The 23,734-nt window shown below is 71.7% G+C and carries 13 protein-coding genes and 1 pseudogene; 7 read left to right on the top strand and 7 right to left on the bottom strand.

What is annotated here, in order from left to right; translation table 11 throughout:
• Positions 1-4: 4 nt before the first annotated feature.
• The 7 genes from OGH68_RS28455 to OGH68_RS28425 form a co-directional block, all read right to left on the bottom strand.
• Positions 5-1,954 carry a glycoside hydrolase family 127 protein gene (locus OGH68_RS28455; protein ID WP_264247861.1) on the bottom strand — a complete coding sequence of 650 codons (1,950 nt, stop codon included), beginning with the start codon at positions 1,952-1,954 and terminating at the stop codon, positions 5-7.
• The gene (locus OGH68_RS28450) at positions 1,951-3,969 is read right to left on the bottom strand and encodes a TIM-barrel domain-containing protein (protein WP_264247860.1); all 2,019 of its coding nucleotides are present in this window, start codon (positions 3,967-3,969) and stop codon (positions 1,951-1,953) included. The genes OGH68_RS28455 and OGH68_RS28450 overlap by 4 nt, the downstream gene beginning before the upstream one ends.
• 5 nt (positions 3,970-3,974) lie before the next feature.
• Positions 3,975-4,820 carry a carbohydrate ABC transporter permease gene (locus tag OGH68_RS28445; RefSeq protein WP_264247859.1) on the bottom strand — a complete coding sequence of 282 codons (846 nt, stop codon included), beginning with the start codon at positions 4,818-4,820 and terminating at the stop codon, positions 3,975-3,977.
• Positions 4,817-5,803 (bottom strand): carbohydrate ABC transporter permease, encoded by a 987-nt coding sequence (locus OGH68_RS28440; protein ID WP_264247858.1) that lies wholly within the window; start codon positions 5,801-5,803, stop codon positions 4,817-4,819. Before OGH68_RS28440 ends, OGH68_RS28445 begins: the two co-directional genes overlap by 4 nt.
• A 21-nt stretch (positions 5,804-5,824) precedes the next feature.
• Entirely contained in the window at positions 5,825-7,075 is a 1,251-nt protein-coding gene (locus OGH68_RS28435) for an extracellular solute-binding protein (protein WP_264247857.1), read from the bottom strand.
• Positions 7,072-8,127, bottom strand: coding sequence for a LacI family DNA-binding transcriptional regulator (locus tag OGH68_RS28430; RefSeq protein ID WP_264247856.1), 1,056 nt, complete (start codon positions 8,125-8,127; stop codon positions 7,072-7,074). The genes OGH68_RS28435 and OGH68_RS28430 overlap by 4 nt, the downstream gene beginning before the upstream one ends.
• 97 nt (positions 8,128-8,224) lie before the next feature.
• Positions 8,225-11,821, bottom strand: a complete 3,597-nt coding sequence (locus OGH68_RS28425) for a LamG-like jellyroll fold domain-containing protein (RefSeq protein WP_413471128.1) — start codon at positions 11,819-11,821, stop codon at positions 8,225-8,227.
• An 846-nt stretch (positions 11,822-12,667) separates the two neighbouring features.
• Here OGH68_RS28425 and OGH68_RS28420 point away from each other — a divergent pair.
• The 7 genes and pseudogenes from OGH68_RS28420 (at position 12,668) to OGH68_RS28390 (ending at position 23,673) form a co-directional block, all read left to right on the top strand.
• Positions 12,668-17,851 (top strand): DUF6531 domain-containing protein, encoded by a 5,184-nt coding sequence (locus OGH68_RS28420; RefSeq protein ID WP_264250331.1) that lies wholly within the window; start codon positions 12,668-12,670, stop codon positions 17,849-17,851.
• Between the two features lies 1 nt (position 17,852).
• Positions 17,853-18,134: a hypothetical protein gene (locus OGH68_RS28415; RefSeq protein WP_264247854.1), complete on the top strand. Its 282-nt coding sequence runs from the start codon at positions 17,853-17,855 to the stop codon at positions 18,132-18,134.
• Between the two features lie 119 nt (positions 18,135-18,253).
• Positions 18,254-19,152 (top strand): annotated as a pseudogene (locus OGH68_RS28410) (LysR family transcriptional regulator).
• Positions 19,153-19,319: 167 nt separating this feature from the next.
• Entirely contained in the window at positions 19,320-19,802 is a 483-nt protein-coding gene (locus tag OGH68_RS28405) for an MSMEG_6728 family protein (protein WP_264247853.1), read from the top strand.
• A 362-nt stretch (positions 19,803-20,164) separates the two neighbouring features.
• On the top strand, positions 20,165-21,646 hold the full coding sequence (locus tag OGH68_RS28400; protein ID WP_264247852.1) for a phytoene desaturase: 1,482 nt from the start codon (positions 20,165-20,167) through the stop codon (positions 21,644-21,646).
• A 9-nt stretch (positions 21,647-21,655) separates the two neighbouring features.
• Complete coding sequence (locus OGH68_RS28395; protein WP_264247851.1) at positions 21,656-22,663, top strand: phytoene/squalene synthase family protein; 1,008 nt, start codon at positions 21,656-21,658, stop codon at positions 22,661-22,663.
• 5 nt (positions 22,664-22,668) lie between these two features.
• On the top strand, positions 22,669-23,673 hold the full coding sequence (locus tag OGH68_RS28390) for a Rieske (2Fe-2S) protein (protein ID WP_264247850.1): 1,005 nt from the start codon (positions 22,669-22,671) through the stop codon (positions 23,671-23,673).
• The last annotated feature ends 61 nt before the right edge of the window (positions 23,674-23,734 follow it).

Below are 23,734 nucleotides of genomic sequence, written 5' to 3'. Positions count from 1 at the left end.
GGACTCAGCTGTCCTCCGGCCGTCCGGCCGGGAGCCAGACGCGCATGGCGGACCGGGCGCGCTCGGCCCACTGGTGGTACGGAACGAGGGTGAGCTCCACGCTTCGCTCGCCGTCCGGGGTGCTCGGCGCGGGTACCGGCCCGTACGGCCAGGCCGGGCCGGGACCGGGGCGGAGGCGGGTGAACGCGCGGACGTGGACACGGCCGTGGTCTTCCACCGGCTGCGTGGTGGCGTCCACGGTCAGGTCGTCGAGCCCCGTGCCGTCCGGCAGGTCGAGGGACTCCGCGCAGTACACCAGCGGGCCGCGTTCGACGGCGACGCAGCCCCGGACGGCGTCGACGCGGGGATCCGGCCAGGTGTGGCGCGGGGGTACGGGAATGTGCAGCCGGATCTCCTCACCGGATACGAGCTCCCGGTCCACGACCGCCAGTCCGGGATCGGCGGAGCGCCGGTGGCCGCCCTCGTCGAGTACCGCTCCGCGGGCCCATGCCGGGACGCGCAGGCGCAGTGCCATCGGGCCGTCGGGTGCCCGCACCACGCGTACGGTCACGAGGCCGTCGTCCGGGTAGGCCGTCTCGACCGCGAGCTCGACCGTGCGCCCGTCCCCCAGTTCCGCGGTGATCCGTCCGCCGGCGTACTGCAGAACGGTCAGGTCCCGCTCCCCCGCCGAGGCCAGGTAGGTGTGCCACGTCGCCAGGGTGCGGGCGACGTTGGTGGGGCAGCACGACACGTCGAACCATGCGGCACGGGAACCGCCCTCAGCGCGTGGACTCACCTCGGCGTCGTCCGCGTCCGTGCCGGCGGTCCGCTGGTGCAGCGGGTTGGCGTAGAAGAAGGCCCGGCCGTCCTCACTCGGCGACGTGGCGATCACGTTGAAGAAGGTGCGTTCCATCAGGTCGGCGTAGCGCACCTGTCCGGTGGCGAGGTGGAGCCGCCAGGACACCATGATCGAGGCGACGCCGGCGCAGGTCTCGCAGTAGGCGCGGTCCGGGGGCAGTTCCCAGTCCTCGCCGAAGCCCTCGTCCTGGTGGCGGGAGCCCATGCCGCCGGTCAGGTAGGTGCGCCGGGAGACGGCGTTGGTCCACTGGCGTTCAATCGCGGCGAGCAGGTCGCGGTCGTCGTGTTCCACCGCGACGTCGACCGCCGCAGCGGACAGGTACAGGGCGCGGACCGCGTGGCCGCGCCAGGTGTCGGCCTTGCGGACGGGTACGTCGTCCTGGAAGTAGGCCCGGCCCAGCGGGATGTCCTTGAGGGTGCGGTGGCCGCGGCGCTCGACGAAGAGCCGGGCCTGGTCCACGTAGCGGCTCTCCCCGAGGGCGCGGCCGAACTCGGCCAGGCCGAGTTCGATCTCGGGGTGGCCGCAGATGCCCGGATTCGCGTCGGGGCCGAACGTCGCGCAGACGTGGTCGGCGGCACGGCGGGCGACATCCACCAGTGCGTCGGCACCGACGGTCCGCAGCCGGGCGACCGCCGCCTGGAGCAGATGCCCGGTGCAGTACAGCTCGTGGCCGGATTCCAGGTCGCTGTAGCGGGGCTGCTGACCGGTGTGCCCGTAGCAGGTGTTGAGGTAGCCGTCGGCGTCCTGGGCACGGGCGACACGCGCCGTGAGGCGTCGTACCGCCCGGTCGTGCGAGGGGTCGCCGGAGCGGCCGTACTCCCAGGCCAGAGCCTCGATGAGCTTGTAGACCTCGGAGTCGGAGAAGCACCAGCCGGGACGGCCGGGTCCGGTGGCGGTGTCTGCCACCCGGTCGAAGTTGGCGAGCCAGCCCAGGCGTTCCATCCACTGTTCGCAGTGGTCGAGGGTGGCCGATGCGTTGGTCTGCTGACGCGTCGCCCAGAATCCGCCGGTGAGCGTCACCTCCCGCAGCCCGAGCGGGCGTCGGGCGCCCCGGGTGGGGATGACGGGCCTGCCGCCCTTGGGGTCGATGTCGCTCGGGGTGCCCTGCACGGTCACGCGTGTGCTTCCTCTCCTGCGGCCAGCGGTACGCCGGCACCCTCGCGGGTGAAGACGGGGATTCGGTCGATGGGGGCGGCTGCCTCCACGGTGGTGCCGCCGTCGTGGACCTCGCCGGTCGCTGCGCAGGTCCAGCGGGCGCCGGCCGGGAGGTAGACCTGGCGTGAGCGCTGCCCGGGCAGGGCGACGGGCGCGACGAGGATGTCCGGTCCGAACAGGAACTGGTCGTCGGTCCGCCAGGCGCGCGGATCGTCCGGGTGGTCCAGGAACAGGGGCCGCATCGGCGGCAGACCGGTGCGGGCGGCGGTGCGCATCTGCCGGTGGATATAGGGGCGCAGCCGCTCCCGCAGGTGCAGCAGGCCGGAGATGATGCCGTACGCCTCGTCCCCGTACGACCAGACCTCGTTCGGTCCGCCGGACTGCGCGTACGAGGTGGGGGTGCGGGGTTCGCGGTCGCCGTGCAGCCGGAACAGCGGGCAGAACACGCCGAACTGGAACCAGCGGATCATCAGTTCGCGGTAGGCGGGGTCGCGGGCGTCGCCGCCGTGGAAGCCGCCGATGTCGGTGGTCCACCACGGGATGCCGGAGACGGCGACGCCGAGGCCGGCGCGGATCTGCTGCTGCAGGGACTCCCAGGTGGCGGGGATGTCCCCCGACCACACCGCGGCGCCGTACTTCTGCGCGCCGGCCCACGCCGAGCGGCACAGCAGCACCGTCGGCTCGCCCTCCGCGGCCATGGCCTCGGCGAACAGCCGGGCGTTGTCCCGCGGGTAGATGCCGGCGACCTCCGCGCCGGGGCCGGCGTACAGCGCCAGGTTCGCCGGGTGGGCCGGGTTCAGCTCCGGTTCGCAGGCGTCCAGCCAGAAGACCTTGACGCCCAGGTCGCGGTAGCCGCGGCGGACCAGGTCCCAGACGTGGGCGCGGGTCTCGGGGTTGGTCGGGTCGTAGAAGGCCACCGGCATCGGGGCGGCCATGTGCTTGTCCTGGATGGTCTGGTGGAACTCGACGCCCTGGTCGGTGCCGACGAGCAGGCCGCGGTCGCGGTAGTCGGCGAAGTGCTCGGCCAGCGGGGAGACGGTGGGCCAGATGGAGACCATGAGTTCCACGCCCATGCCGGCCAGTTCGTCGACCATGGCCCTGGGGTCGGGCCATTCGCTGTCGTCGAAGCGGTGGTCGCCCATCGCCGGCCAGTGGAAGTAGTCGGCGGCGATGACGGAGAGAGGCAGACCGCGGCGGTGGTGCTCGCGAGCGACGGCGAGGAGTTCGTCCTGGTCGCGGTAGCGCAGCTTCGACTGCCAGAACCCGCTGGCCCAGTGCGGGAGTTCGGGGGCGTGGCCGGTGGCGTCGGCGTACCGGGCGAGGATCTCGGCGGGCGTGGCGGCGGCGGTGAGCCAGTAGTCGATCCCCCGTGTCTGGCCGGCCTGCCAGCGGGTGGCGTTCTCGGCGAACTCGACGCGTCCGAGGGCGGGGTTGTTCCACAGCATCCCGTAGCCCCGGTCGGACAGCACGAAGGGGATGGACACTTCGCCGTTGCGCTGTACGAGGTCCAGGGCCAGGCCCTTGAGGTCGAGCCGGCCGTGGGTGCGCTGGCCCATGCCGTACAGGCGCTCGCCGGGGTGGGCGGCGAACTGCTGGTGCACCTCGTAGCCGCCGGAGCGGTTGCCGAGGAAGACGCGTGCGCCGGGCATCCAGAAGTGCTCGCGGCTCTCGGCGAGCAGCTCGGCCCCGGTGCCGGTGCGGGTGAAGGTCAGCAGCGGCTCGGGATAGGCGGCGGCGCGGTCGAAGCGCACCGTCACGGTCAGCTCGCCGTGCACCAACGTCGCGTGGTCCTCTGCGACGTCGATCGCCGGCGCCGCGGACGGCGGGGGTGTGCCGAGTGCGCCGTGGCTCTCGGCCGGGATGCGGTACTGGGCGGCGCGGACCCGGACGCTGTCGGCTCCCCACGCCTCGACGGTGAGGACCTCGTGCCGGTGGCGGACTTCGAGACAGGTGGCGGTCGGGTGGAAGGTCACCATGGGAGTCAGTCCTTCACGGCGCCGGCGGTGACACCGCCGGCGACGAATCGCTGGGCGACGACGAGGAGCACGGCCGCGGGGACGGACGCGACGACGGCGGTCGCCATGATCGAGTTCCATTCGGTGGTGTTGTTGCCGATGTAGGCATAGATGCCGAGGGTGATCGGGACCGCGTCCCCGTTGCGGTTGAGGGTGGAGGCGAACACGAAGTCCGACCACGCCCACAGGAACGAGAACAGCGACACCGTCAGCAGGGCGTTGCGGCCGAGCGGCAGCACCACGGAGACGAAGGTCCGCCAGGTGCTCGCGCCGTCGATCCGGGCGGCCTGCATCAGCTCCCCCGGGATGCCGGACATGAAGGCGGCCAGGACCATCACGCCGAACGGGACGGCGATGGTCGAGTCGGCGACGATCAGTCCCCAGACGGAGTTGATCCAGCCGAGCCGCACATAGACGGCGTAGAAGCCGATCGCCATGACCACGCTGGGGATCATCTGGGCGACGAGCAGGAAGAAGCTGACCGTGCCCCTCCCCCTGCGGAGCAGCTTGGCGAGCGCGAACCCGGCGGGCGCCGAGATCAGCAGGGTGAGCAGCACACACCCGAGGCCGATGCCCAGGCTGGTGCCAAGGGCGGGCAACTGGTCGCGCAGCACGGCCTCGTAGCCCTCGAACGTGGGATTCCAGGGGAACCAGTGCGGCGGGTCGGCCCGCATGTCCTCGGTCCGGGTCAGGGAGACGTTGAACATCCAGTACACGGGGAAGAGCATCAGCGCGGTGAGGAGGACGCCCAGGGCGGTCTTCCAGCGGGAGCGGTGGCCCCTGCGTGTGGGCCGTGCCGTGGGGGCCGTCATGACTGTGTCTCCCGGTCCTGTCGGCGCTGGAGTCGGAGGTAGAGGAAACCGAAGGCCAGGGCCATGACGATGAGCAGATTGCCGACCGTGGCCGCGGGCGAGAAGTCGGGCTGCCCGGTGCCGAAGGCTTCGCGATAGGACCAGAGCGCCAGGGTGGTGGAGACGTTGCCGGGACCGCCGGTGGTCATGATCCAGATGACGTCGACGACCTTGAGTGTGTAGACCAGCCCGAGCAGCAGGGTGATCGCCGAGACGGGACGCAGGAGCGGGAAGGTCACGTGCCGGAACCGCTGCCAGGCGTTCGCCCCGTCCAGGGCGGCGGCCTCGTACAGGTCGTCGGGGATGTTCTGCAGCCCGGCGTGCAGGATGACGAGGTTGAACGGGACGCCGAGCCAGATGTTGGCGATGATCACGGAGGTCAGTGCCCAGTCCGGGTCGGTCAGCCAGTTGATCCGGCCGATGCCGAACGCCTCCAGGGCCGCGTTGACGATGCCGTTGTCGCCGGCCAGCATCCACGCCCAGGTGGAGCCGGAGACGATCAGCGGCAGCAGCCACGGCACCAGGAACATCGCCCGCAGCACTCCCGAGAGCCGGAAGCCGCTGCGGAAGAACACCGCGAGGGCGAGGCCGATCGCGTACTGCGCGGCGATCGAGACGAACGTGAACAGGAGCGTGTTGCGCAGGGCGAGACCGAAGGTGTCGGAGGCGAGGACGTCACGGTAGTTGGCGAGGCCGGTGAACTCGGCGTCACCGAGGACGAACGCCCTGACCGTGTAGTCGTGCACGCTGAGTTCGAGATTCCGGTACAGCGGATAGGCGTAGAAGATCAACAGGTAGGCGAGGAGCGGGGCCAGGAACGCCAGGCCCGCCCACTGGGTGGAGCGGATGCGCCGGTGCGGGGGCGGGACCGGCCGCGGGGCGGGAGGCGGCTCGCCGCCTTTGGCGCGCTCCGCGGGCGCGGCCGGCTCGGTGGTCACTCTCATGTCGGTCGGTCCGGCCGGCGCTCAGCCGACCTCGCCCTTCGCGGTCGACTGAGCCTCGGCCAGCGCCTCCTTGGGCTTCTCGGCCCCGCTGAGGGACTTCTGCACGGCCGTCCACAACGGCTCGGAGATCTTCGGGTAGTCGGTGCCGAGGTTGTCGCCGGTGCGGCCCTTGGCGCTGCGCACCGCGTCCACCCACGGCTTCAGATCCGGCTCGTCCTCGAGCAGTCGGTCCTGTCCGGCCTTGGTGGGCGGGATGTAGTACGCGAAGGTCTTGGCCGTCTCGACCATGCCTTCGGGGGTGGTCATGCACCGCACGATCTTATGGGTGACGTCGTAGCGGCCGGTGTCCTTCTGGACGGGTGCGGTGATGAACTCGCCGCCGGTCGGGGTCGGGGCGACGCCGCCGTCCTTCCCGGGGATCTGGACGACACCGGTGGCGAACTTCGCCTCCTTGGCGCTGTCGACCTGCCAGGTGCCGTTCACGGCGAAGCCGAAGTCGCCGGTCAGGAACTCCTCCCAGGTGGTGTTCTGGGAGTTGTTGATCACCGATGCCGGGGCGTACCCCTTGTTCCGCCAGCCGGTCCACAGCTCCAGCGCCTCTCTCGCCTGCGGCGAGTCGAGATCGCGCAGGTCGGCGCCGGCGCCCCAGAACCAGGGCAGGAACTGGAAGGAGCCCTCCTCGGTGCCGATCCCGGCGAAGGTGATGCCCTTCTTGCCGGCGCCGGTCACCTTCTCCAGCGCGGCGGTGAGCGAGTCCCAGTCCTCCACCGAGGCCGGGTCGACACCGGCGGCGTCGAGGACGTCCTTGTTGTAGTAGAGCGCGAGCGTGTTGGCGCCGACGGGGACGCCGTACTCCTTGCCGTCCACGACACCGGCCGACAGCAGGTTCGCGTCGATGCCGGAGGTGTCGAGGCCGAACTCCTTCATCGTGGTCAGCATGCCGGTGTCGGCGAGGGTGGAGACAGCGGGGTTGTCGAGCAGCATGATGTCGGGCGCCGTGCCCTCCTGGGCCGCGAGCAGCGCCTGGTTGGTGAGGGCGGTGGTGTCGTAGGCGGTGCGCTCGATGGTGACGCCCGCCTCGTCGCCGCACTTGGCGACGCGCTTCGCCCAGCCGGAGGACTTCTGGTGCTGGGGGTAGGGGTCCCACCAGGTGTAGGTGTCGCTCGACTGCCCGCCGGCACTGCCGCCTTGGCCAGGGGAGCAGGCGGTCAGGGCGAGGACGGCGGCACCGGACACGGCTATGGCGCGGGCGGACTTGGTGGCGCTTCTCATGGTGTTCCTCCTTGAACGGACGAAGTACGGGGTGCCGCCGGGGGCGGCCCGGTGCTGCCGCGGTCGACGAGCTCGGGCGGGAGCAGCCGCAGCACGTGGGGCTCCTCGCTGCCCTCCGGTGTGGTGATGCGGCGCACCAGCTGGCTGACGGCCAGCTCGCCGAGCAGGTCCGGCGCGCTCTCGATGGAGGAGAACGGCAGCGAGAAGGTGCGGGCGAACTCGTCGGAGTACCGGCCGACGACCGACAGGTCCCGTGGCGCGGCGAGTCCGCGCGCGTGCAGCACCGACGGCAGGGCAGCGGCGGCGGCCTCGTTGCCCAGCAGCAGACCGGTGGCGGTGGGATGGGCGTCGAGCAGTGCGTGCAGGGACCGTCCCACCTCCGGCTGCCTCGACTCGCCGAAGGCCGCGTGGAGCCGGATGCCCCGGGCCCGCGCCTGCTGCACGACCGCGTCCCGGAGCCGCCACACATAGGCGCCGCCCCGCTCGACGACGTGCTCCGGCTGCGAGACGAGGAGCAGTTCGCGGTGGCGCAGCCGGTGCATGTGGTCGACCATCAGCCGGCCGGCCGCCTCGAAGTCGAGGTCGAAGACGTCCACGCCGGCGCAGTCGCCGGGCAGTCCGACCAGCGCGCCGGGCTGCGGGGCCTTTCGCAGCAGCGGCAGCCGGGCGTCGCCCTCCGCGACGTTGAGCAGGACGACGCCGTCGACCATCCGCGAGGAGGTGATCCGCCGCAGCGCGCGGGCCCCGTCGGCCTCCGTGACGAGGAGGGTGTCGTAGCCGTGCGCCCGCGCGGTGTCGCTGACGCCGCGAATGTACTGGAGCATGGCCGGGGCGAACTCGTCGTCCAGGAACCGGGCGAGCAGCCCGATGACCCTGGTCTCCGCCGTGGCCAGCGCCCTGGCGCCGGCGTTGGGGGTGTACCCGAGCTCCCGGGCCGCCTCCCGGACGCGTTCCTGCACCTCCTCGGAGATCGAGCGCTTGCCGGACAGCGCGTACGAGGCGGTACTGCGTGACACTCCGGCGGCGCGGGCGATGTCGCCGATGGTGACCATGCCGGTTTCCTTTCTGGGCCGTTGGTGTCCACCGCGGGGTGGCCGGCGGTCGGCGGCCACCGGGTGGTGGCCGCCGGGTGGTGGCCGCCGGCGGCCGTCACGGCCGGTCTGCGAATCTCGCGATCGTGATCTTGTCGAGCACGGGCGCGTACCGCGAGCGCAGCAGGACGCCGGGGAAGGTGTCGGACGCGAAGGACGTGCCGTCGAAGTTGGGCAGTTCCTCGGCCGAGAACCGGATCGTGTTGCTGCCCTTCTTCAGCCGTACCGGCACCGTCAGCTCCCAGAAGTTGTTCTCGTGGAACGTGTGCGGGAACAGCGTGCGGCGCGGTTCGCCGCCGTTGACGGAGATGTCCGCGGGCCTGGCGAGCGGGTCGGGGTTGTAGTGGGTGGCTTCGGACTGCTCGGGGTTGGAGTAGCGCACCCGCATGGCGTACAGGCCGTCCTTGCGGGCCGTGACGTGGAACGTCGCGGTGTTCCCGTTGCCCGGCGCGCCGCCGATGCCGCGTACCGCCGAGCCGTCACTGGCGAGCGACAGCCGCGCCGGTCCCGCCGAGCCGGCGAGCTCGGCGTCCTCGGCCTGGTAGACGGCCGGCTCGAGGGTCGTGGACGTCTGCTCGACGCCGAGGTGGTCGACGAGCATCGTGCCTGACTTTCCGCTGACGGTGACCTTGTTGATGCCGCCGGACAGGGAGACGGCCACCTTCCTGGCCGACGGTGTCACACGCAGGACGTCCTGGCCGTTCACGGTGAGCTGCGCCCGTCCGGTGCCTCGCGTGGCGAGGGTCAGGGTGGACTCGGTGTCGGCCGGGGAGTAGACCCAGAAGGTGGCGCTGTCGCCCTGCCCGAGCTCGGCCGCCCCCGCTCCCGACACGCCGCCCGGTCCGTAGACGGGGCGCCCGCCGTCGAGTGCCGCGAGCTCTCCCTCGTACACCGCCTTCCGGGCCTCGGGGTTGGGCAGGGTGAGCGTGAGGCGGTCGACGATCGCGTCGCCCTGGGTGACCCGCTTGCCGTCCAGGCTCTTCGCGGCGAGCGAGAGGGTGTGGGTGCCCTCGGTCAGCTGGACGGTGGTGTCGGTGTGGTCCCAGACCACCCACTTGTAGCCCAGCGGCAGGAACAGTTCCTGTTCGGCGCCGCCGTCCACGGTGAGGAACACATTGGTGGGGCCCTGCTCCGTGACCTTGTCGAAGGTGTTGAGCGAGTTGGCGAAGACGCTCAGGTCGTACGTGCCGTCCTTGGGGACGTCGACGGTGAAGTCGAGCTTCACGTCGGAGCCCGTCCTCAGCCCCCCGACGTCGTGGCCGCCGGAGGTGTAGAACTTCGCCACGTTCGAAGGCGATCCCTCGGGGCCGTTCCTGCTGTAGCCGGAGCCGGTGTGCGCCGCGTCCTCGGCCTCGTGGTCGGCTTCCCACAGGATCGTGGGAGCCGAGGTCTTCGTGCCGCTGCCGCCCGGTGCGAGGACGATCTCGTACGCCGACGACTCCTTGAGCGCCGGCAGGGCGGCGTCGCCGCCGAAGTCGAAGGCCACCGAACCGTCGTCGCCCACCCGGACGTCCTTCTCGGCGATCAGCCGCGGCGGGGCGGAGTCGCCGATCTGCCCGGTCCACGGGATCTCGCGGATCCAGGCGTGCACCGTGTCCCCGAAGACGTCGCCGGGCACCCGGTCGAACCGGATGAGCCCGCCGCCGTCGGAGCCGCCGAAGATCGCCCGTGCCTGGCGCTTCTTGTCGTCCAGCGCCGCCACGCCCTGCATCGTGTAGTTCTCGCCGGGGAACGGCGGGCTCACCCGGACGGTGCGGCCGGTCATGCTGCCGTACGCGTGGAGCAGCCACCACTGGCCGTTGGCGCGGTTGGCCTGGACGGCCGAGTCCGACAGATTGCCGTCGATGTTCCAGTAGGCGATGTCGGCGTCGACCTTGGACTCCTCGATGGCGGAGATCCACTGGATCATCTGGCCGGGCACCGAGGTGTGGTAGTTGTACGCGTACTCGTTGATGTTGATCGGCAGTTCGGTGCCCTCGTACGCGCTGCCGGCGAAGATCTCCTTCTCCCAGCCGCGGTACCTCTTGACGCTGGTGCGGATCTGCTCCGGGTGGCTCAGCTCGTGCCAGGTCATGACCGCAGGGACGGTGCCGGCCTGTACCGCGTGCTTCAGGAATCCCTGGACCTGGGTGAACAGCACGCTGGTGTTGGGGCCGGCGATCCGGGCGTCCGGAAGCTTGCCCTTGATCAGCCGGTACACGTCGTCCCAGGCGGCGAAGTAGTCGTCCGGATCGTCCAGCCAGCTGACGCCGTTGTAGCTCCACTCGCCGGTGCCGAACATGTTGCCCTCGGGCTCATTGAAGGGCACGAAGACGATGTTGTCCTGGTACTGCTCGGGCAGCTGCCGCACCTGGTCGACCTGCTTGGCGATCTTCTCCCGGTAGATCCGCATCCGGTCCGCCGGGGTGTCGCCCTCCCACTGGTAGGGGAAGCCGCGGTGGATGTCGGTCATGTAGATGTAGACGTCGCCGTCCGTGCTGTCCGCGAGCGGCTTGACGACCTCGAGCGCGTCGGCGCCCGGATGCTGCGGGCCGTCCTGCGCCTTGGTGGCGACGGTGCGCAGGTGCATGCCCTCGATCAGGTTGTTCGTCGGCACGTCCTGTCCGTAGAGCCCGTAGAGGGTGCCGGACGCGCCGCCGTGGAACGCTCCGGTGTCCTTGCCCAGATCGACGACGAGTTCGCCCTCGCGGACCACGGTGACCTTCGCTGTCACCGTCCGCCCGGCGGCCTTGCCCGACACGGTGAAGGAACCGGGAGCGTCGTACGCGTCGAGGTCCACCGGATCCCAGTCGGCGGAGACCTGCCGGTCGTAGCCGTCGGAGTAGGTGGCGCGCACCGTGGCAGGCAGGTCGGGGGCCGTCCCCACGGTGGTACGGATCTCGAACTCCGCGTCCGCCAGGCCGGTCGGCGTCGGTGTCGCGCCGACCGTCCCGGCGACCTGCTCGGCGGTCAGGGCCGTGTGGTACACCGCGAACTCGTCGACCGCGCCCGCGAACAGCGGGTCCGGGTAGAAGGACCTGCCGATGTATCCGGCGAAGGTACTGGAGGCGTCGATGAGTTCACCGGCACCGATACCGGTCCTGGCCCAGGCCACGGCGACACCGTCGAGGTAGGTGGTGAGGCGTTCGGCGCTCGTGTCGAGCGTGACGGTAAGGGTCTTCCACTCCTTGTCCGGCAATGCCGCCGACCCGGTGACCTGGTCCTCGCCACCGCCACCGGAGGTGGTGACCGCCGTACGCAGCCGTCCGTCGTTGTTGTACGGAGTGCTGAACAGGTACCGGCCGGTGTCCTTGCCGAGGGCGTAGATCCACTGCCACGGCGCCGTGCCGCCGTCCCAGCGCACCCTGGCGGAGACGGTCAGATCGCCGGCCCCGGCCAACACCTCCTTGGGCAGCCGGACATGGGCGCCGTCGGAGCCGGCGGCGCCGCCGGGCAGATCCAGGGCCGACCCGCCCGCCGCGCCGTCGACGAGGGCCGCGCTGCGGCCGTTGACCAGGGTGCCGTCGAGGCCGTGGCCCGAGCTGTCGGCGATGGTGCCGGAGGCCAGGTCGTCGGCGTCGAACGTGTACTTCAGGGCCGGCACCGGGAGTTCGGCGGCGGACGCCGGCGCCGGCGGGCCCGCGCCCACCAGGCCGATCCCGAGCGCGACAGCCAGCGCCGAGGCGACGCCGGCCCGCACCTGCCCCGCTCTCGCGCCTTCCCGCCGTGCTCGCACACGTCCCTGTCGTGCTCTCGGTAGCACCATCGTTGCGGCTCCTGTGAGGTGTCGGAGGACTGCGTCAATCTGCTTCGGACCGGCCCGAGTCGAGCTGTCGAACCGGTTCGACAACGCGCCGGATGTGTGGCGCCTTTCGTGTACGGCGGTGATGTGAGCCCGCGACGCGCACCTGCCGGCGCCGCCAGGGTTGGTCTGGAACGCGGAAACGGGGCATCCGAATCCGACTTGTTCGAAATATCAGACGCCATTCCGTCTGCCGAACCGAAAGATAGGGCGGCGCACGTCGGACGTCAACGCTCTGCGCAACGCCGGTCGCCGGGCGGGGGTCCGCGAGCGAGGGCTTCACTCCCGACACCGGACCGCGCCCCGCCGTTGGCTCGCCGTCCGCGGCGTGTTCATGTGCGCCATCCGGCACGGGCAGGCGTGTTCACGCCAATCGCCGGTTGGTGCCGGCCCCTGCGACCGGGCGACCAGGACGGGAGCGGCCGAGTGCCCCCGACTCGCCGTCGCATCCCAGCCATACCCCTGACAGCGCGTTAGTTCGAACGCCCTGTGGATCAAGGATCACCCCGGTCCTTTTCACAACTGCCCCACAGGTGATGCATGATGCGCACGCAAACGCGAAGACTCGTCACATTCGTCCTGGCCCTGGCCCTCCTGCTGACCGCGGGTGCCGCCCCGTCCTGGGCGTCGCCCCGTGACCGACCGCCCGCCACGGCCCCGGCGGCCGTCACCCGGGCAGAGGCCAGGACAGCCGCCGATCTGCCCGAGCCGCCCAGGTCCATGACGCTGGCCGAGCGCCGCAGGCAGGTCGCCGAGGAGCGGCACGAACCGTCCCCGATGCGCGACTACATGAACGCGCCCGAGAGGAAACTCAAGGGCAAGCCCCACGGCCGGCCGGGCAAGAACCGCGCCGAACGCGGCCCCGCCGCCGAACCGGACCTGACCGTCCAGCCCCGCGCGGCAGCGACCGAGAACCCGACCTGGGTGTCGTCCTGGGCCACCGCGTACCCGGGCATGCTGTCGATCGGCGGGCAGGTGCAACTCCCCAAGGACGGTTCGTCGTACACCGGGATGTGGCTGTACGTCCGGGACGAGGCGGGCAATTTCGTCGTCCAGCAGGAGATCAGGAAGGCCACGGACGATCCCAGCGGCGACACCCCGGACACGGGGGCCTGGTGCTACGACTGGTGGTCGAGCAACTCCTATCCCGCCGACCGGTGCTTCTGGTGGGCCGGCAGCGCGCTGGGCGGAATCCTGGAGGACGGCAAGAAGTACTACGCCTGGGTCTTCCTGAACGGTGCCGACGGGACATCGAGCCCGGGCGGGACCACCTCCCCGCTGGTGGAGGCGTTCTACACCCCGGTGATTCCCGGTGCGCAGGCGGGCATCTGCACCTGCTACGCACAGGCCCACCGCGCCGACCCGGTCAACACGGCGACCGGCATGTTCTTCGAACAGCTCACCGACGCCTCGCTGGTGAGCCCCGGAGTGCCCCTGACCCTGGAGCGCACCTACCGCTCGGACTCGACCGCCCTCGGCCTGCTGGGCCGAGGCTGGGCGACACCTTTCGACGCGAAGCTGGCGGTCGCGACGGGGAAGGTGACCTACCGGACGGGCGACGGGGCGTCGTTCGTGTTCACGCGGGCGAGCGACGGCGCATACACCGCCCCGGCAGGGTCGGCGGCCAAGCTGGTCAAGGGCACGAGCAGCTACACGGTCACCACTCCGGACCACACCAAACGGATCTTCGACAGCGGTGGCAGGCTCACGTCCGTCGTCGGCGGTGCGGGGCAGGGGCTGAGCCTGACGTACGCGTCCGGCAGCCTCGCCTCCGTCAGGGACGCGGCCGGCCGTACCACCGCCTTCACGGTGGGTGCCGACGGGTTGCTGTCCAAGGTGGGCCTGCCCGACGGCACTTCGGTGTCGTACGGCTACACGGACGGCCTGCTGACCTCGGTGACCGACCCGGCAGGCAGGACGTCGTCGTACGCCTACGACGCGAACAAGCGTCTGACCTCCTACACCGATCCGGCGGGCGGCAAGGTCACCAACGTCTACGACTCCACGGGCCGCATCACGTCCCAGACCGACCAGATCGGCAGGACCACCACATTCACCCGGGACGGCAGCAGCGAGTCGCACACCACGGCCCCCGACGGCGGCGTGTGGACCGACGTGTACGCCGGCAACGTCCTGATGGAGACGATCGACCCGTACGGCAGGAGCATCACCTACGACTACGACCGCCACCTGCGTCCCGTCGGCATCACCGACCAGCGCGGCAACACCACGTCGATGACGTACGACGGCGCCGGGCGGATGCTCACCCGCAGCGCGCCCTCCGCGCTCGGCCATGCGGAGAGCTGGACCTACGACACCGCGGGCAACATCACCGGCCACACCGACGGCCGCGGCAACAAGACGACGTACACGTACAACGCGTCGAACCGGCTGACGTCGACCACGGACCCGATGGGCGGCAGGACCGCCTACACGTACACCGCCCTCGGTGCCCTCGAGACCGTGACGACCCCGCGCGGCAAGGTCACCACCTACGGCTACGACGCGGCGGGCAACCGGACATCGGTCACCACCCCGCTGGGTGAGAGGACGACCTTCACGTACGACAAGGCCGGCCGGATCCTGTCCAGGACGGACCCGCGCGGCAACGTCACAGGCGCCGACCCGGCCGCGTACACCACGAGGTACGCCTACGACGGCCGCGGACTGCTCAGCTCGGCCACCGACCCGCTGGGCCGCACCACGAGCTACACCTACAACGGCGCCGAGCAACTGACGTCCGCGCGAAGCCCGGCGGGCGACACCACCACGTTCGCCTACGACGACGCCGGACACCTGACCCGGACCACCGACCCTTCCGGCGAGTCCGTCGTCCGCACCTACGACGCGAGCGGACGCCTCGCCTCCGAGACCGACGCGGCCGGCGGCAGGACCACCTACACCTACGACAAGGTGGGCCGCCTGCTGAGCAGCGTCTCACCGCGGGGGAACGTCTCCGGCGCCGACCCGGCCGCCCACACCACGACCTTCTCCTACGACGCGGCCGGCAACCGGACGAGCGTCACCGGCCCCACCGGCGCGTCCACCACCACGACCTACGACGCGATCAACCGGCCGCTGGTGGTCACCGACCCGCTGGGCCACACCACCAGGTACGCCTACGACGCCAACGACAACATCACCGAGGTCACCGACGCCGCGAGCAGGACGGTCACCTCCGTCTACGACAAGAACAACCGGCTCACCAGCAGCACCGACCGACTGGGCAGGACCACCTCCTACGCCTACGACGCCGACGGAAACCTGCTCAGCCGCACCTCCCCGCTCGGCCACAGGGCGAGCTGGACCTACGACGCCGACGGCCGTCAGGCCACCACGACCGACCCCCGCGGCAACGCCACCGGCGCCGACCCCGCCCAGTACACGACCACGTACGGCTACGACCCGGCGGGCAACCCCACGACGGTCACCGACCCGCTCGGCGGCGTGACCACCACGGCCTACGACGCGGTGAACAACGTCGTCAAGGAGACGGACGCCGACAAGCGCGCCACCGTCTACGGCTACGACAGGCTCGACCGGCTCACCACGGTCACCGCGCCCGGCGGGGCGGTCACCACCTACGGCTACGACACGGTCGGCAACGTCACCGCGCGCACCGACGCCAAGGGCCACGTCACCGGCTACGGCTACGACGCCGCCCGCCGCCTCACCTCGGTCACCGACCCGCTGAACCGGGTGACGAGCTACGCCTACGACGCCGACGGCAACCTCGTCAGAAAGACCACGCCCCGCGGATCCACCACCTACACCTTCGACCCGCGCGGCCTGCCCACCAGGGTCGACTACTCCGACACCACCCCCGACGCGACGTTCGGCTACGACGACGCCGGGCGCATGACCGCCCGCGCCAACTCGAAGATCTCCGAGGACTTCGTCTACGACGCCGTCGGCAACCTCACCAGGACGCGCGGCTTCGCCTACACCTATGACGCCGCCGGGCAGATGCTCACCCGCAAGTACTCCGACGGCAGCACCATCGCCTACGCCTACGACGACGACGGCCGTACCTCCACCATGACGGCCGACGGCAGGACCACCACGTACACCTGGGACGCGGCCGGCAACCTCACCAAGTCGGCGCTGCCCAACACCGAGACAGAGAGCCGCTCCTACGACCGGGCGGGCCGGCTGACGGCCGTCGCCTCGTCCAAGGCGGGCGCCACGGTCACCAGGACCGCGCTCACCCTCTCCGCGGCGGGCCTGCCCTCCCGCGTCGACGTCACCCGGGCCGGTGTCGGCACCGGCGGCTACGACCTGACGTACGACGCGGCCGGCCGCCTCACCTCCGGCTGCTACCCGCAGCCCTGGGTCACCGGCTGCGCGGCGAGCCGCACCACCTCCTACAGCTACGACAAGGTCGGCAACCGCCTGACCTCCACCCTGGGCACCGCCTCCACCAGCTACGCCTACGACGCGGCCGACCAGCTCACCTCGACCACGGCCGGCACCACGACCACCACCTACGCGTACGACGCCGAGGGCAACCAGACCAAGGCGGGCGCCGACACCTACGCCTACGACCTGGCCGGGCAGATCTCCGCCGCCACCGTCGCCGGCGCCGACTACACCTACGACCACGACGCGAGCGGCAACCAGGTCGCGACCGCCAAGGACGGCGCGGTGACCCACCGCACCCAGTGGGACCCCAACGCCCCCCTGCCGATGCCGGCCACCGAGTACGACAGCGCCTGGACGATCAAGCAGTCCTACCGCTACGACCCGCTCGGCCAGCCCACCGCCACCAGGACGGGCGCCGGGGCGCTCTTCTACTACCACCACGACACCCAGGGCTCCCCGGTCGACGTCACGGGCAGCACCGGCACCCTCCACCAGCGCTGGGCCTACGACCCGTTCGGTACCCGCGTCCTGAACACCACCGCCGGCGGCGCCCCCGCAAGCACCCCCTCCTACACGGGCGCCCGCTACGAAACCACCACCGGCAACCTCGACCTCCACGCCCGCCAGTACGACACCACCACCGGACGCTTCACCCGGCCCGACCCGGCAAGCCGCGACCGGTCGACCCCCTACCTCTCGCCGTACGCCTACGCCGACAACGTCCCCACCCTGCTGACCGACCCCAGTGGCCTCACCCCCGACGACCCGAACAACGACCGCGTCGACAGCTTGGGAGAAGCACTCGGCATCTTCGGTGACGCCTTCGTCGACGTCTTCAAGTCGCCCTTCGTGTTCCTCGGTGACGCGCACGACGCGTTCACCGGCGAGAACGGCGGCGCCGGCGCGTTCGTCGACAAGTACCTCCCCGTCCGCCCCGCCTACCGCCTCTACCGCGCCGAGTACATGCTCCGGCAACAGGGCTGCGACGCCCTCGCCGACCTGTACGCCGAGGCGGCGGAGGAACTGACGCAGCAGCTCGTCGTCACCGGCGTCGGCGGTCTGACGGGGTGGCGCAGGGCCGCGGTCGAGCCGGGCGGCGGACGGTACTACGGGGAGCCGAGTTCGACACGGTTCGGGCTTCCCTACTACACGCCGGAGACCCCGTCGTCCATGAGCCGCATCAACCCGGACGGCGGCCGGAGGAACTGCGGGCTGTGCGCGACCGCCGGCGACGACCTCATGGCCGGCCGGAACCCGAACGCGGTGTCCGGGGCGGACCGCCCGCTGACGCGTGCCGAGGTGTCGGCGATGACGGGCCTGCCGTTCCGGAAGGTCGGCGGACTCAACGTCGTCGTGAGCGACATGCTGCGCTGGGGACCCGGTGCCCGGGCGATCGTAGGAGCATGGCCGAGGAAGGGTATCGGCCACTACTTCAACGTCGCGAACATCGATGGAAAGGTGGTCTTCCTCGACTTCCAGTCGGGCAAGGCCAATCCGGCCCACAAGAAATACCGCGACTACTACGTGATGAGGACCAACTGACATGCTCGCCCCCGAAGAAGCCGAGCGCAGGGCCGCGGAGTTCCTTGCGGAGGAGAGCAGGACATGGGGGCCGTCCTCCGACGTGAGGATCATCCCCGAGTACTGCTTCACGGACGGGGGACGGTTCATCGCCCCGTACGACCATGCCGAGTACCTGGATCACGGACGTGAGGACATGCAGCTCGGCGGGAACCTGCCCGTGGCCGTCGACCTGAGTACCGGAGCCTGCTCCTTCATCACCTGGGAGGAGGCGGACGACCTGATGGAGCGTGACCTGCTCTGATCTCGGGGCCGGACTCCCCCGGCCGAGTGGTGGATTGCCGTGTCGTGTGGTCCCAACGGCCGGACGAGTGCCGTCCCAGGGCCGCTGGGAACGGCACGGCAGTCCACCCGCAGTCGCCGCTGGTCGGACACCACTTGATCAAGCACCGCGGCACCCTGGCGGCCCTCGCCGCCGCCCTGTCCTACCCCCTCCTCCGTCTCCCGGCAGCTCTCCCAGCTGGAGGCCGAGGTCGGCGTCCCCCTTCCGGAACCGGTCGGACGGCGGGTGCGGCTGACCGAGCAGGCCGAGATCCTCGTCGCCCACACCGAAGCGGTCCTCGCCCGTCTGGAGCGCGCGGAGGCGGACATCGCCGCCTCCCTGACCGACCTGACCGGCACGCTCCGCATCGCCTCCTTCCAGACGGCCGCCCTGGCCCTGGTTCCGGCCGCGCTCGGCCTGCTGCGCGACCGGCACCCGCACCTGCGCGTCCACGTCACGCATGGAACCGGAAAAGGCACTCCCCGCCCTGCAGGCCCGCGACTTCGACCTGGTCCTCGCCGAGGAATACCCCGGCAACCCGAACCCGCGGCCCGCCGAACTCGAACAGCAAGACCTGCTCGACGCCCCCCTGCACCTCGCGCTGCCGGATCCGGCCGACGGATCGGACGCCGCAGCCCCGATGGCCGCGCTGCGCGCGCTGGCGGACCACCCCTGGGTGATGGAACCCGAAGGCACAGCCGCACGGCACTGGGCCATGCCCCTGTGCCGCAACGCCGGTTTCGAACACGACGTACGGTTCGAGACCACCGACCTCCTGCTCCACCTCCGCCTCGTCGAGCAGAAACACGCCGCAGCCTTCCTGCCCGGCCTCGTCTGGCACGGACACCCCCGACCGTGGCCCTGGCGCGACTCCCCCCGCGGCCTGCGCACGCGCCGCGTCTTCACCGTGGCACGCCGCGGCAGCGGCCGGCACCCTGCCATCCAGGCGTGCCGGGACGCACTGCTCCGGGCGGTCACCCTCCGCTCCGACCATGCATGAGCCGACTCCGGAAGGAAGCGGAGCAGGCCGCCCGACGCCGTGAAGCCGCTGTACTCCATCACCCGGGCCCGGCCCGCCCGGCCGCGCGTCCCGGTCCGCGCGGCTTGTGTGACCAGAGCTTCGGCCGGAAGGCGGGAGGGTGGCGTCCCCACGGGTAGGCAGGACATATGCAGACTTTCCTCCCGTTCCCGAGCTTCATGGAATCCGCCGCGGCGCTGGACCCCAGGCGGCTGGGGAAACAGCGGGTCGAGGCACTGCAGGTGCTCCGTGGCCTGACCGTGCCCGGCTACGGCTGGCGCAGGCACCCGGCGGTCCGGATGTGGGCCGGTTACGAGGAGGCGCTCGTACGGTACGGGCTGGACATCTGCCGTGCGTGGACGAGCGAGGGACACACCGACACCTGCGCGGCGACCCTCCTCCAGGACTTCCGGGCCCGGCACCCGGACGGGGCCGTGCGGTCCCAGCAGCAGCTCGTGACGGACGGCGACCTCCCGCCCTGGTTCGGCGACCCGGACTTCCATCGCAGCCACCAGTCGGCTCTGGTGCGCAAGGACCCGGCGTTCTACCGGGACCGGTTCCCCGGGGTGCCGGACGATCTTCCCTACGTCTGGCCGAAGTCCGACCGCGACCCGGAACTGCGTCGCGGGTGAGCCGCGTGTCGCTTCTCGGTCGTGGCCCCGGACGGCGGGGCGGATGCTGCTCGGGGGCCTCCCGAGCGGAGGAGGCGGAGGAGACGGTGGTCGAGGCAGTCGCGACGCCCGGGAGGGGGACGCGTCCGGGCCCGTGTCGCCGGTCGCCGGGTCCGTCGGGGCCGCGTCGCCGGACGCCCGCGTACGAAGGCCCGGACCGCTTCGGAGAGCCCGCGGGACGTGGAGGCATGGAGCAGTCGGCTGGTCCACCTCAGTGAACGCCGACCGGCCGCGCTGCCCGGTCGGCCCCCAGCGGTCGCGGCGCTCGGCAGTCTGGTCCGCACAGCGGTGGGGCCGACCCCGCCGCACGAGGAGGACAGTCCATGAGAACCGTCCCCGGTCGCACCGACCGCGTGGTCGTCGTCGGTGCCGGGCTGTCCGGCCTCGCCGCCGCGCTGCACCTGCTGGGCAGCGGCCGGCAGGTGACCGTGGTGGAGAGGGCGGACCGGCCCGGCGGCCGGGCGGGGCGGGCGCGGCTGGGCCGCTACCTCCTGGACACGGGTCCGACGGTGCTCACGATGCCGCACCTCGCCGACGAGGCGTTCGCCGCGGTGGGCGACTCGCTCGCGGACCGGGTCGAGCTCGTCGCCCTGCACCCCGCCTACCGGGCGCAGTTCGCCGACGGTTCGGGCCTCGACGTGCACACCGACGGCGAGGCGATGGCCGAGGAGGTCCGCGCGTTCGCCGGCCCGGCCGAGGCCGCCGGTTACCGCAGGCTGCGGCAGTGGCTGCGGTCCCTCTACGAAGCGCAGATGCGGCGGTTCATCGACACGAACTTCGACTCGCCCCTCCAGTTGCTGCACCCCGACCTGGCGCGGCTGGCCGCCCTGCGCGGCTTCGGCCGGCTGGACAGGCAGATCGGCCGGTACATCAAGGACCCCAGGCTGCGCAGAGTGTTCTCCTTCCAGTCGCTCTACGCCGGCGTGCCGCCCTCCCGGGCGCTCGCCGCCTATGCCGTCATCGCCTACATGGACACGGTCGCCGGCGTGTACTTCCCCAGGGGAGGCATGCACGCGCTGCCCGTGGCGATGGCGGACGCCGCCCGCGACGCCGGGGCCGAGTTCCGCTACGGCACCGAGGTCACGGAACTCGCCCTGTCCGCCGGGCGCGTCACCTCCGTGCGCCTCGGCGACGGCGAGCGGCTGCCCTGCGACGTCGTGGTCCTCACACCCGATCTGCCCGTCGCCTACCGCCTGTTGGGCCGCACGCCGCGCCGACCGGTACGACTGACGCACTCGCCCTCCGCGGTGATCCTCCACGCGGGCACGCGCCGCACCTGGCCCGGCCTGCACCACCACACCATCTCGTTCGGACACGCCTGGGAGCGGACGTTCGAAGAGATCACCCGCACGGGGCGGCCGATGAGCGACCCGTCGCTGCTCATCACCCGGCCCACTGCCCACGAGCCGCGGCTCGCGCCCGAGGGCCGGCATCTGCACTACGTGCTGGCGCCCTGCCCCAACACGACCGTCGGCCCGTCGGCGGCCGAGTGGCGTTCCCTGGGCCCTCGTTACCGCGACAGCATCGTCGGCGAGCTGGAGAAGCGCGGTCTGGACGGGTTCGGCGACGCCGTCGAGCACGAACGGCTGATCACCCCCGCCGACTGGACGGCACAGGGCCACGCGGCGGGGACACCGTTCTCCGCGGCCCACACGTTCGCGCAGACCGGCCCGTTCCGGCCGCGCAACCTGGTCGCCGGCGTCGAGAACGCCGTACTCGCAGGCTGCGGAACGACTCCGGGCGTCGGCGTACCCACCGTGCTCGTCAGCGGAAAGCTGGCGGCGTCCCGCATCAGCGGCCAGTGAGAGGTGTCCATGACACGACGTGAACTCGACGCGGCGCGGATCTCGGACCCGGAGCTGCGAGCGGCGTACCAGCACTGCAGGCGGCTCAACGCCCGGCACGGCAGGACGTACTTCCTCGCGACCCGACTGCTGCCGGTCCACCGGCGCCCTGCCGTCCACGCGCTGTACGGCTTCGCGCGCTGGGCCGACGACATCGTGGACGATCCGGCCTGCGCCCGCACGCCCGAAGCACGTGACCGGCAGCTCGCGCGGCTGGAGAGCGAACTCGCTTCCGGGCTGCGGACCGGCCGGAGCAGCGAACCCGTCGTGCGGGCGGTGGCCGACACGGCCAGGACCTACGCCATCCCCCACGCCCACTTCGCGGACTTCATGGCCTCCATGCGGGACGACCTCACGGTCACGGACTACGCCACCTACGAGGACCTCAGGTCGTACATGCACGGATCCGCCGCCGTCATCGGCCTCCAGATGATGCCGGTGCTCGGCACCGTCGTGCCGGAGGAGGTGGCGGCGCCGCACGCCGCCGCGCTGGGGGTCGCGTTCCAGCTCACCAACTTCCTGCGCGATGTCGGCGAGGACCTCGACCGCGGACGGGTGTATCTGCCCGCCGACCTGCTCGCCGCGCACGGCGCGGACCGCGCGCTGCTGGAGTGGAGCCGCGCCACCGGCAGGCCGGACCCCAGGATCCGCGCCGCGCTCGAGGCCGCCGAGGACCTCACCCGGAGCGTCTACCGGGAGGCCCGGCCGGGCATCGACATGCTCGAACCGCGCGCCCGGCCCTGCATCCGGACGGCGTACACCCTGTACGGCGGGATCCTCGACGCCATCGCCGACGACGGCTACGCCGTGGTGCAACGGCGGTCGGTGGTGCCACACAGGCGCCGCGCCGCCGTGGCGCTGGGCGGGCTCGCCCGGATCCTCACGGCCCGTCTGCGCCCACAACCCCGGCGGTCACCGGAGCACCCCCTCACGTCGGGACCCGCGCACAGGTCGCCTTCCAACGGCCCTCGGAGGTAGCGAGCATGAGGGAGCGTCGGGGGGCGCCGCGGTACGCCCTGCCCGTACGGTCGCGGCGCCGGACCCGCTGGGAGCAGCAGACGCCGACATGGCGCGAGGCCAGGCCGTCGCTGATCGCGGACGCGCTGAAGCGCTCCGCGGCGCGGCCGTCGGGCAACTGGTACGTCATCGGCGCCTCGCGCGACATCGGCGGCGGACGCCCGTTCGGGCGGACGGTCGGCGGGGTGGAGGTCGTCGCCTGGCGCACCGCGTCGGGCGAGCTGAGGGCCGGACCGGGCGCCTGCCCGCACCTGGGCGCGCCACTGCGGGACAGCCGGGTCGTGTGCGGCAGCCTGGTCTGCCACTGGCACGGACTGTCCCTGGACGGGCGCCCGTTCGCCGGATGGGATCCGTTGCCCGCCCACGACGACGGTGTGCTCGCCTGGGTGCGCCTCGACGCACTCGGCGGGGAACCGCCGCTCGACCGGCCGGTGGTACCGCCGCGTCCCCGCGACGGAGCCGTGGACGCCGTGTTCACCGCCGTGGGCCGCTGCGAGCCGGAGGACGTGGTCGCCAACCGCCTGGACCCGTGGCACGGGTCCTGGCTGCACCCGTACTCCTTCGTGGACCTGACCGTCGTGGGGGTCCCTTCGAGCGACGCGGACGAGGACGCGTTCACCGTCGACGTGTCGTTCAGGCTCCCCGGGCGGCTGGTCGTTCCCGTGCGGGCGGTGTTCACCGCCCCGGAGCCGCGCACGGTCGTCATGCACATCGCCGAGGGCGAGGGCGCGACGTCCGTCGTGGAGACGCACGCCACGCCGCTGGGCCCCGCCCCGGACGGCAGTCCGCGCACGGCGGTGATCGAGGCCGTCGTCGCCGTCTCCGGTCGACGCGGGTTCGCCGTGGCACGGGCGGCGGCTCCCGCGCTCCGGCCGCTGATCCGGTGGGTGGCTGGGCGTCTGTGGCGCGACGACCTCGCGTACGCGGAACGGCGCCGGTTGCTGCGCGGCACGGGCCGTTTCCCGGGGTGAGCGGGTCCGTCCGGCCGCCCGGCCGCCGGCCGCGCGCCCCGCCGAACCCACGGGCAGGGGT

The organism is Streptomyces peucetius (genome assembly GCF_025854275.1).
Classification (GTDB): Bacteria; Actinomycetota; Actinomycetes; order Streptomycetales; family Streptomycetaceae; genus Streptomyces; species Streptomyces peucetius_A.
The sequence above is the reverse complement of the archived record's forward strand: the minus strand, read 5'-3'. Positions and strand labels throughout refer to the sequence as shown.

What these genes read in the sequence shown, in the direction of transcription:
- OGH68_RS28450 (WP_264247860.1), bottom strand. Translation starts at nt 3,969, where the DNA reads ATGGTGACCTTCCACCCGACCGCCACCTGTCTCGAAGTCCGCCACCGG.
- OGH68_RS28445 (WP_264247859.1), bottom strand. Translation starts at nt 4,820, where the DNA reads ATGACGGCCCCCACGGCACGGCCCACACGCAGGGGCCACCGCTCCCGC.
- OGH68_RS28440 (WP_264247858.1), bottom strand. Translation starts at nt 5,803, where the DNA reads ATGAGAGTGACCACCGAGCCGGCCGCGCCCGCGGAGCGCGCCAAAGGC.
- OGH68_RS28435 (WP_264247857.1), bottom strand. Translation starts at nt 7,075, where the DNA reads ATGAGAAGCGCCACCAAGTCCGCCCGCGCCATAGCCGTGTCCGGTGCC.
- OGH68_RS28430 (WP_264247856.1), bottom strand. Translation starts at nt 8,127, where the DNA reads ATGGTCACCATCGGCGACATCGCCCGCGCCGCCGGAGTGTCACGCAGT.
- OGH68_RS28420 (WP_264250331.1), top strand. Translation starts at nt 12,668, where the DNA reads ATGACGCTGGCCGAGCGCCGCAGGCAGGTCGCCGAGGAGCGGCACGAA.
- OGH68_RS28415 (WP_264247854.1), top strand. Translation starts at nt 17,853, where the DNA reads ATGCTCGCCCCCGAAGAAGCCGAGCGCAGGGCCGCGGAGTTCCTTGCG.
- OGH68_RS28405 (WP_264247853.1), top strand. Translation starts at nt 19,320, where the DNA reads ATGCAGACTTTCCTCCCGTTCCCGAGCTTCATGGAATCCGCCGCGGCG.
- OGH68_RS28400 (WP_264247852.1), top strand. Translation starts at nt 20,165, where the DNA reads ATGAGAACCGTCCCCGGTCGCACCGACCGCGTGGTCGTCGTCGGTGCC.
- OGH68_RS28395 (WP_264247851.1), top strand. Translation starts at nt 21,656, where the DNA reads ATGACACGACGTGAACTCGACGCGGCGCGGATCTCGGACCCGGAGCTG.
- OGH68_RS28390 (WP_264247850.1), top strand. Translation starts at nt 22,669, where the DNA reads ATGAGGGAGCGTCGGGGGGCGCCGCGGTACGCCCTGCCCGTACGGTCG.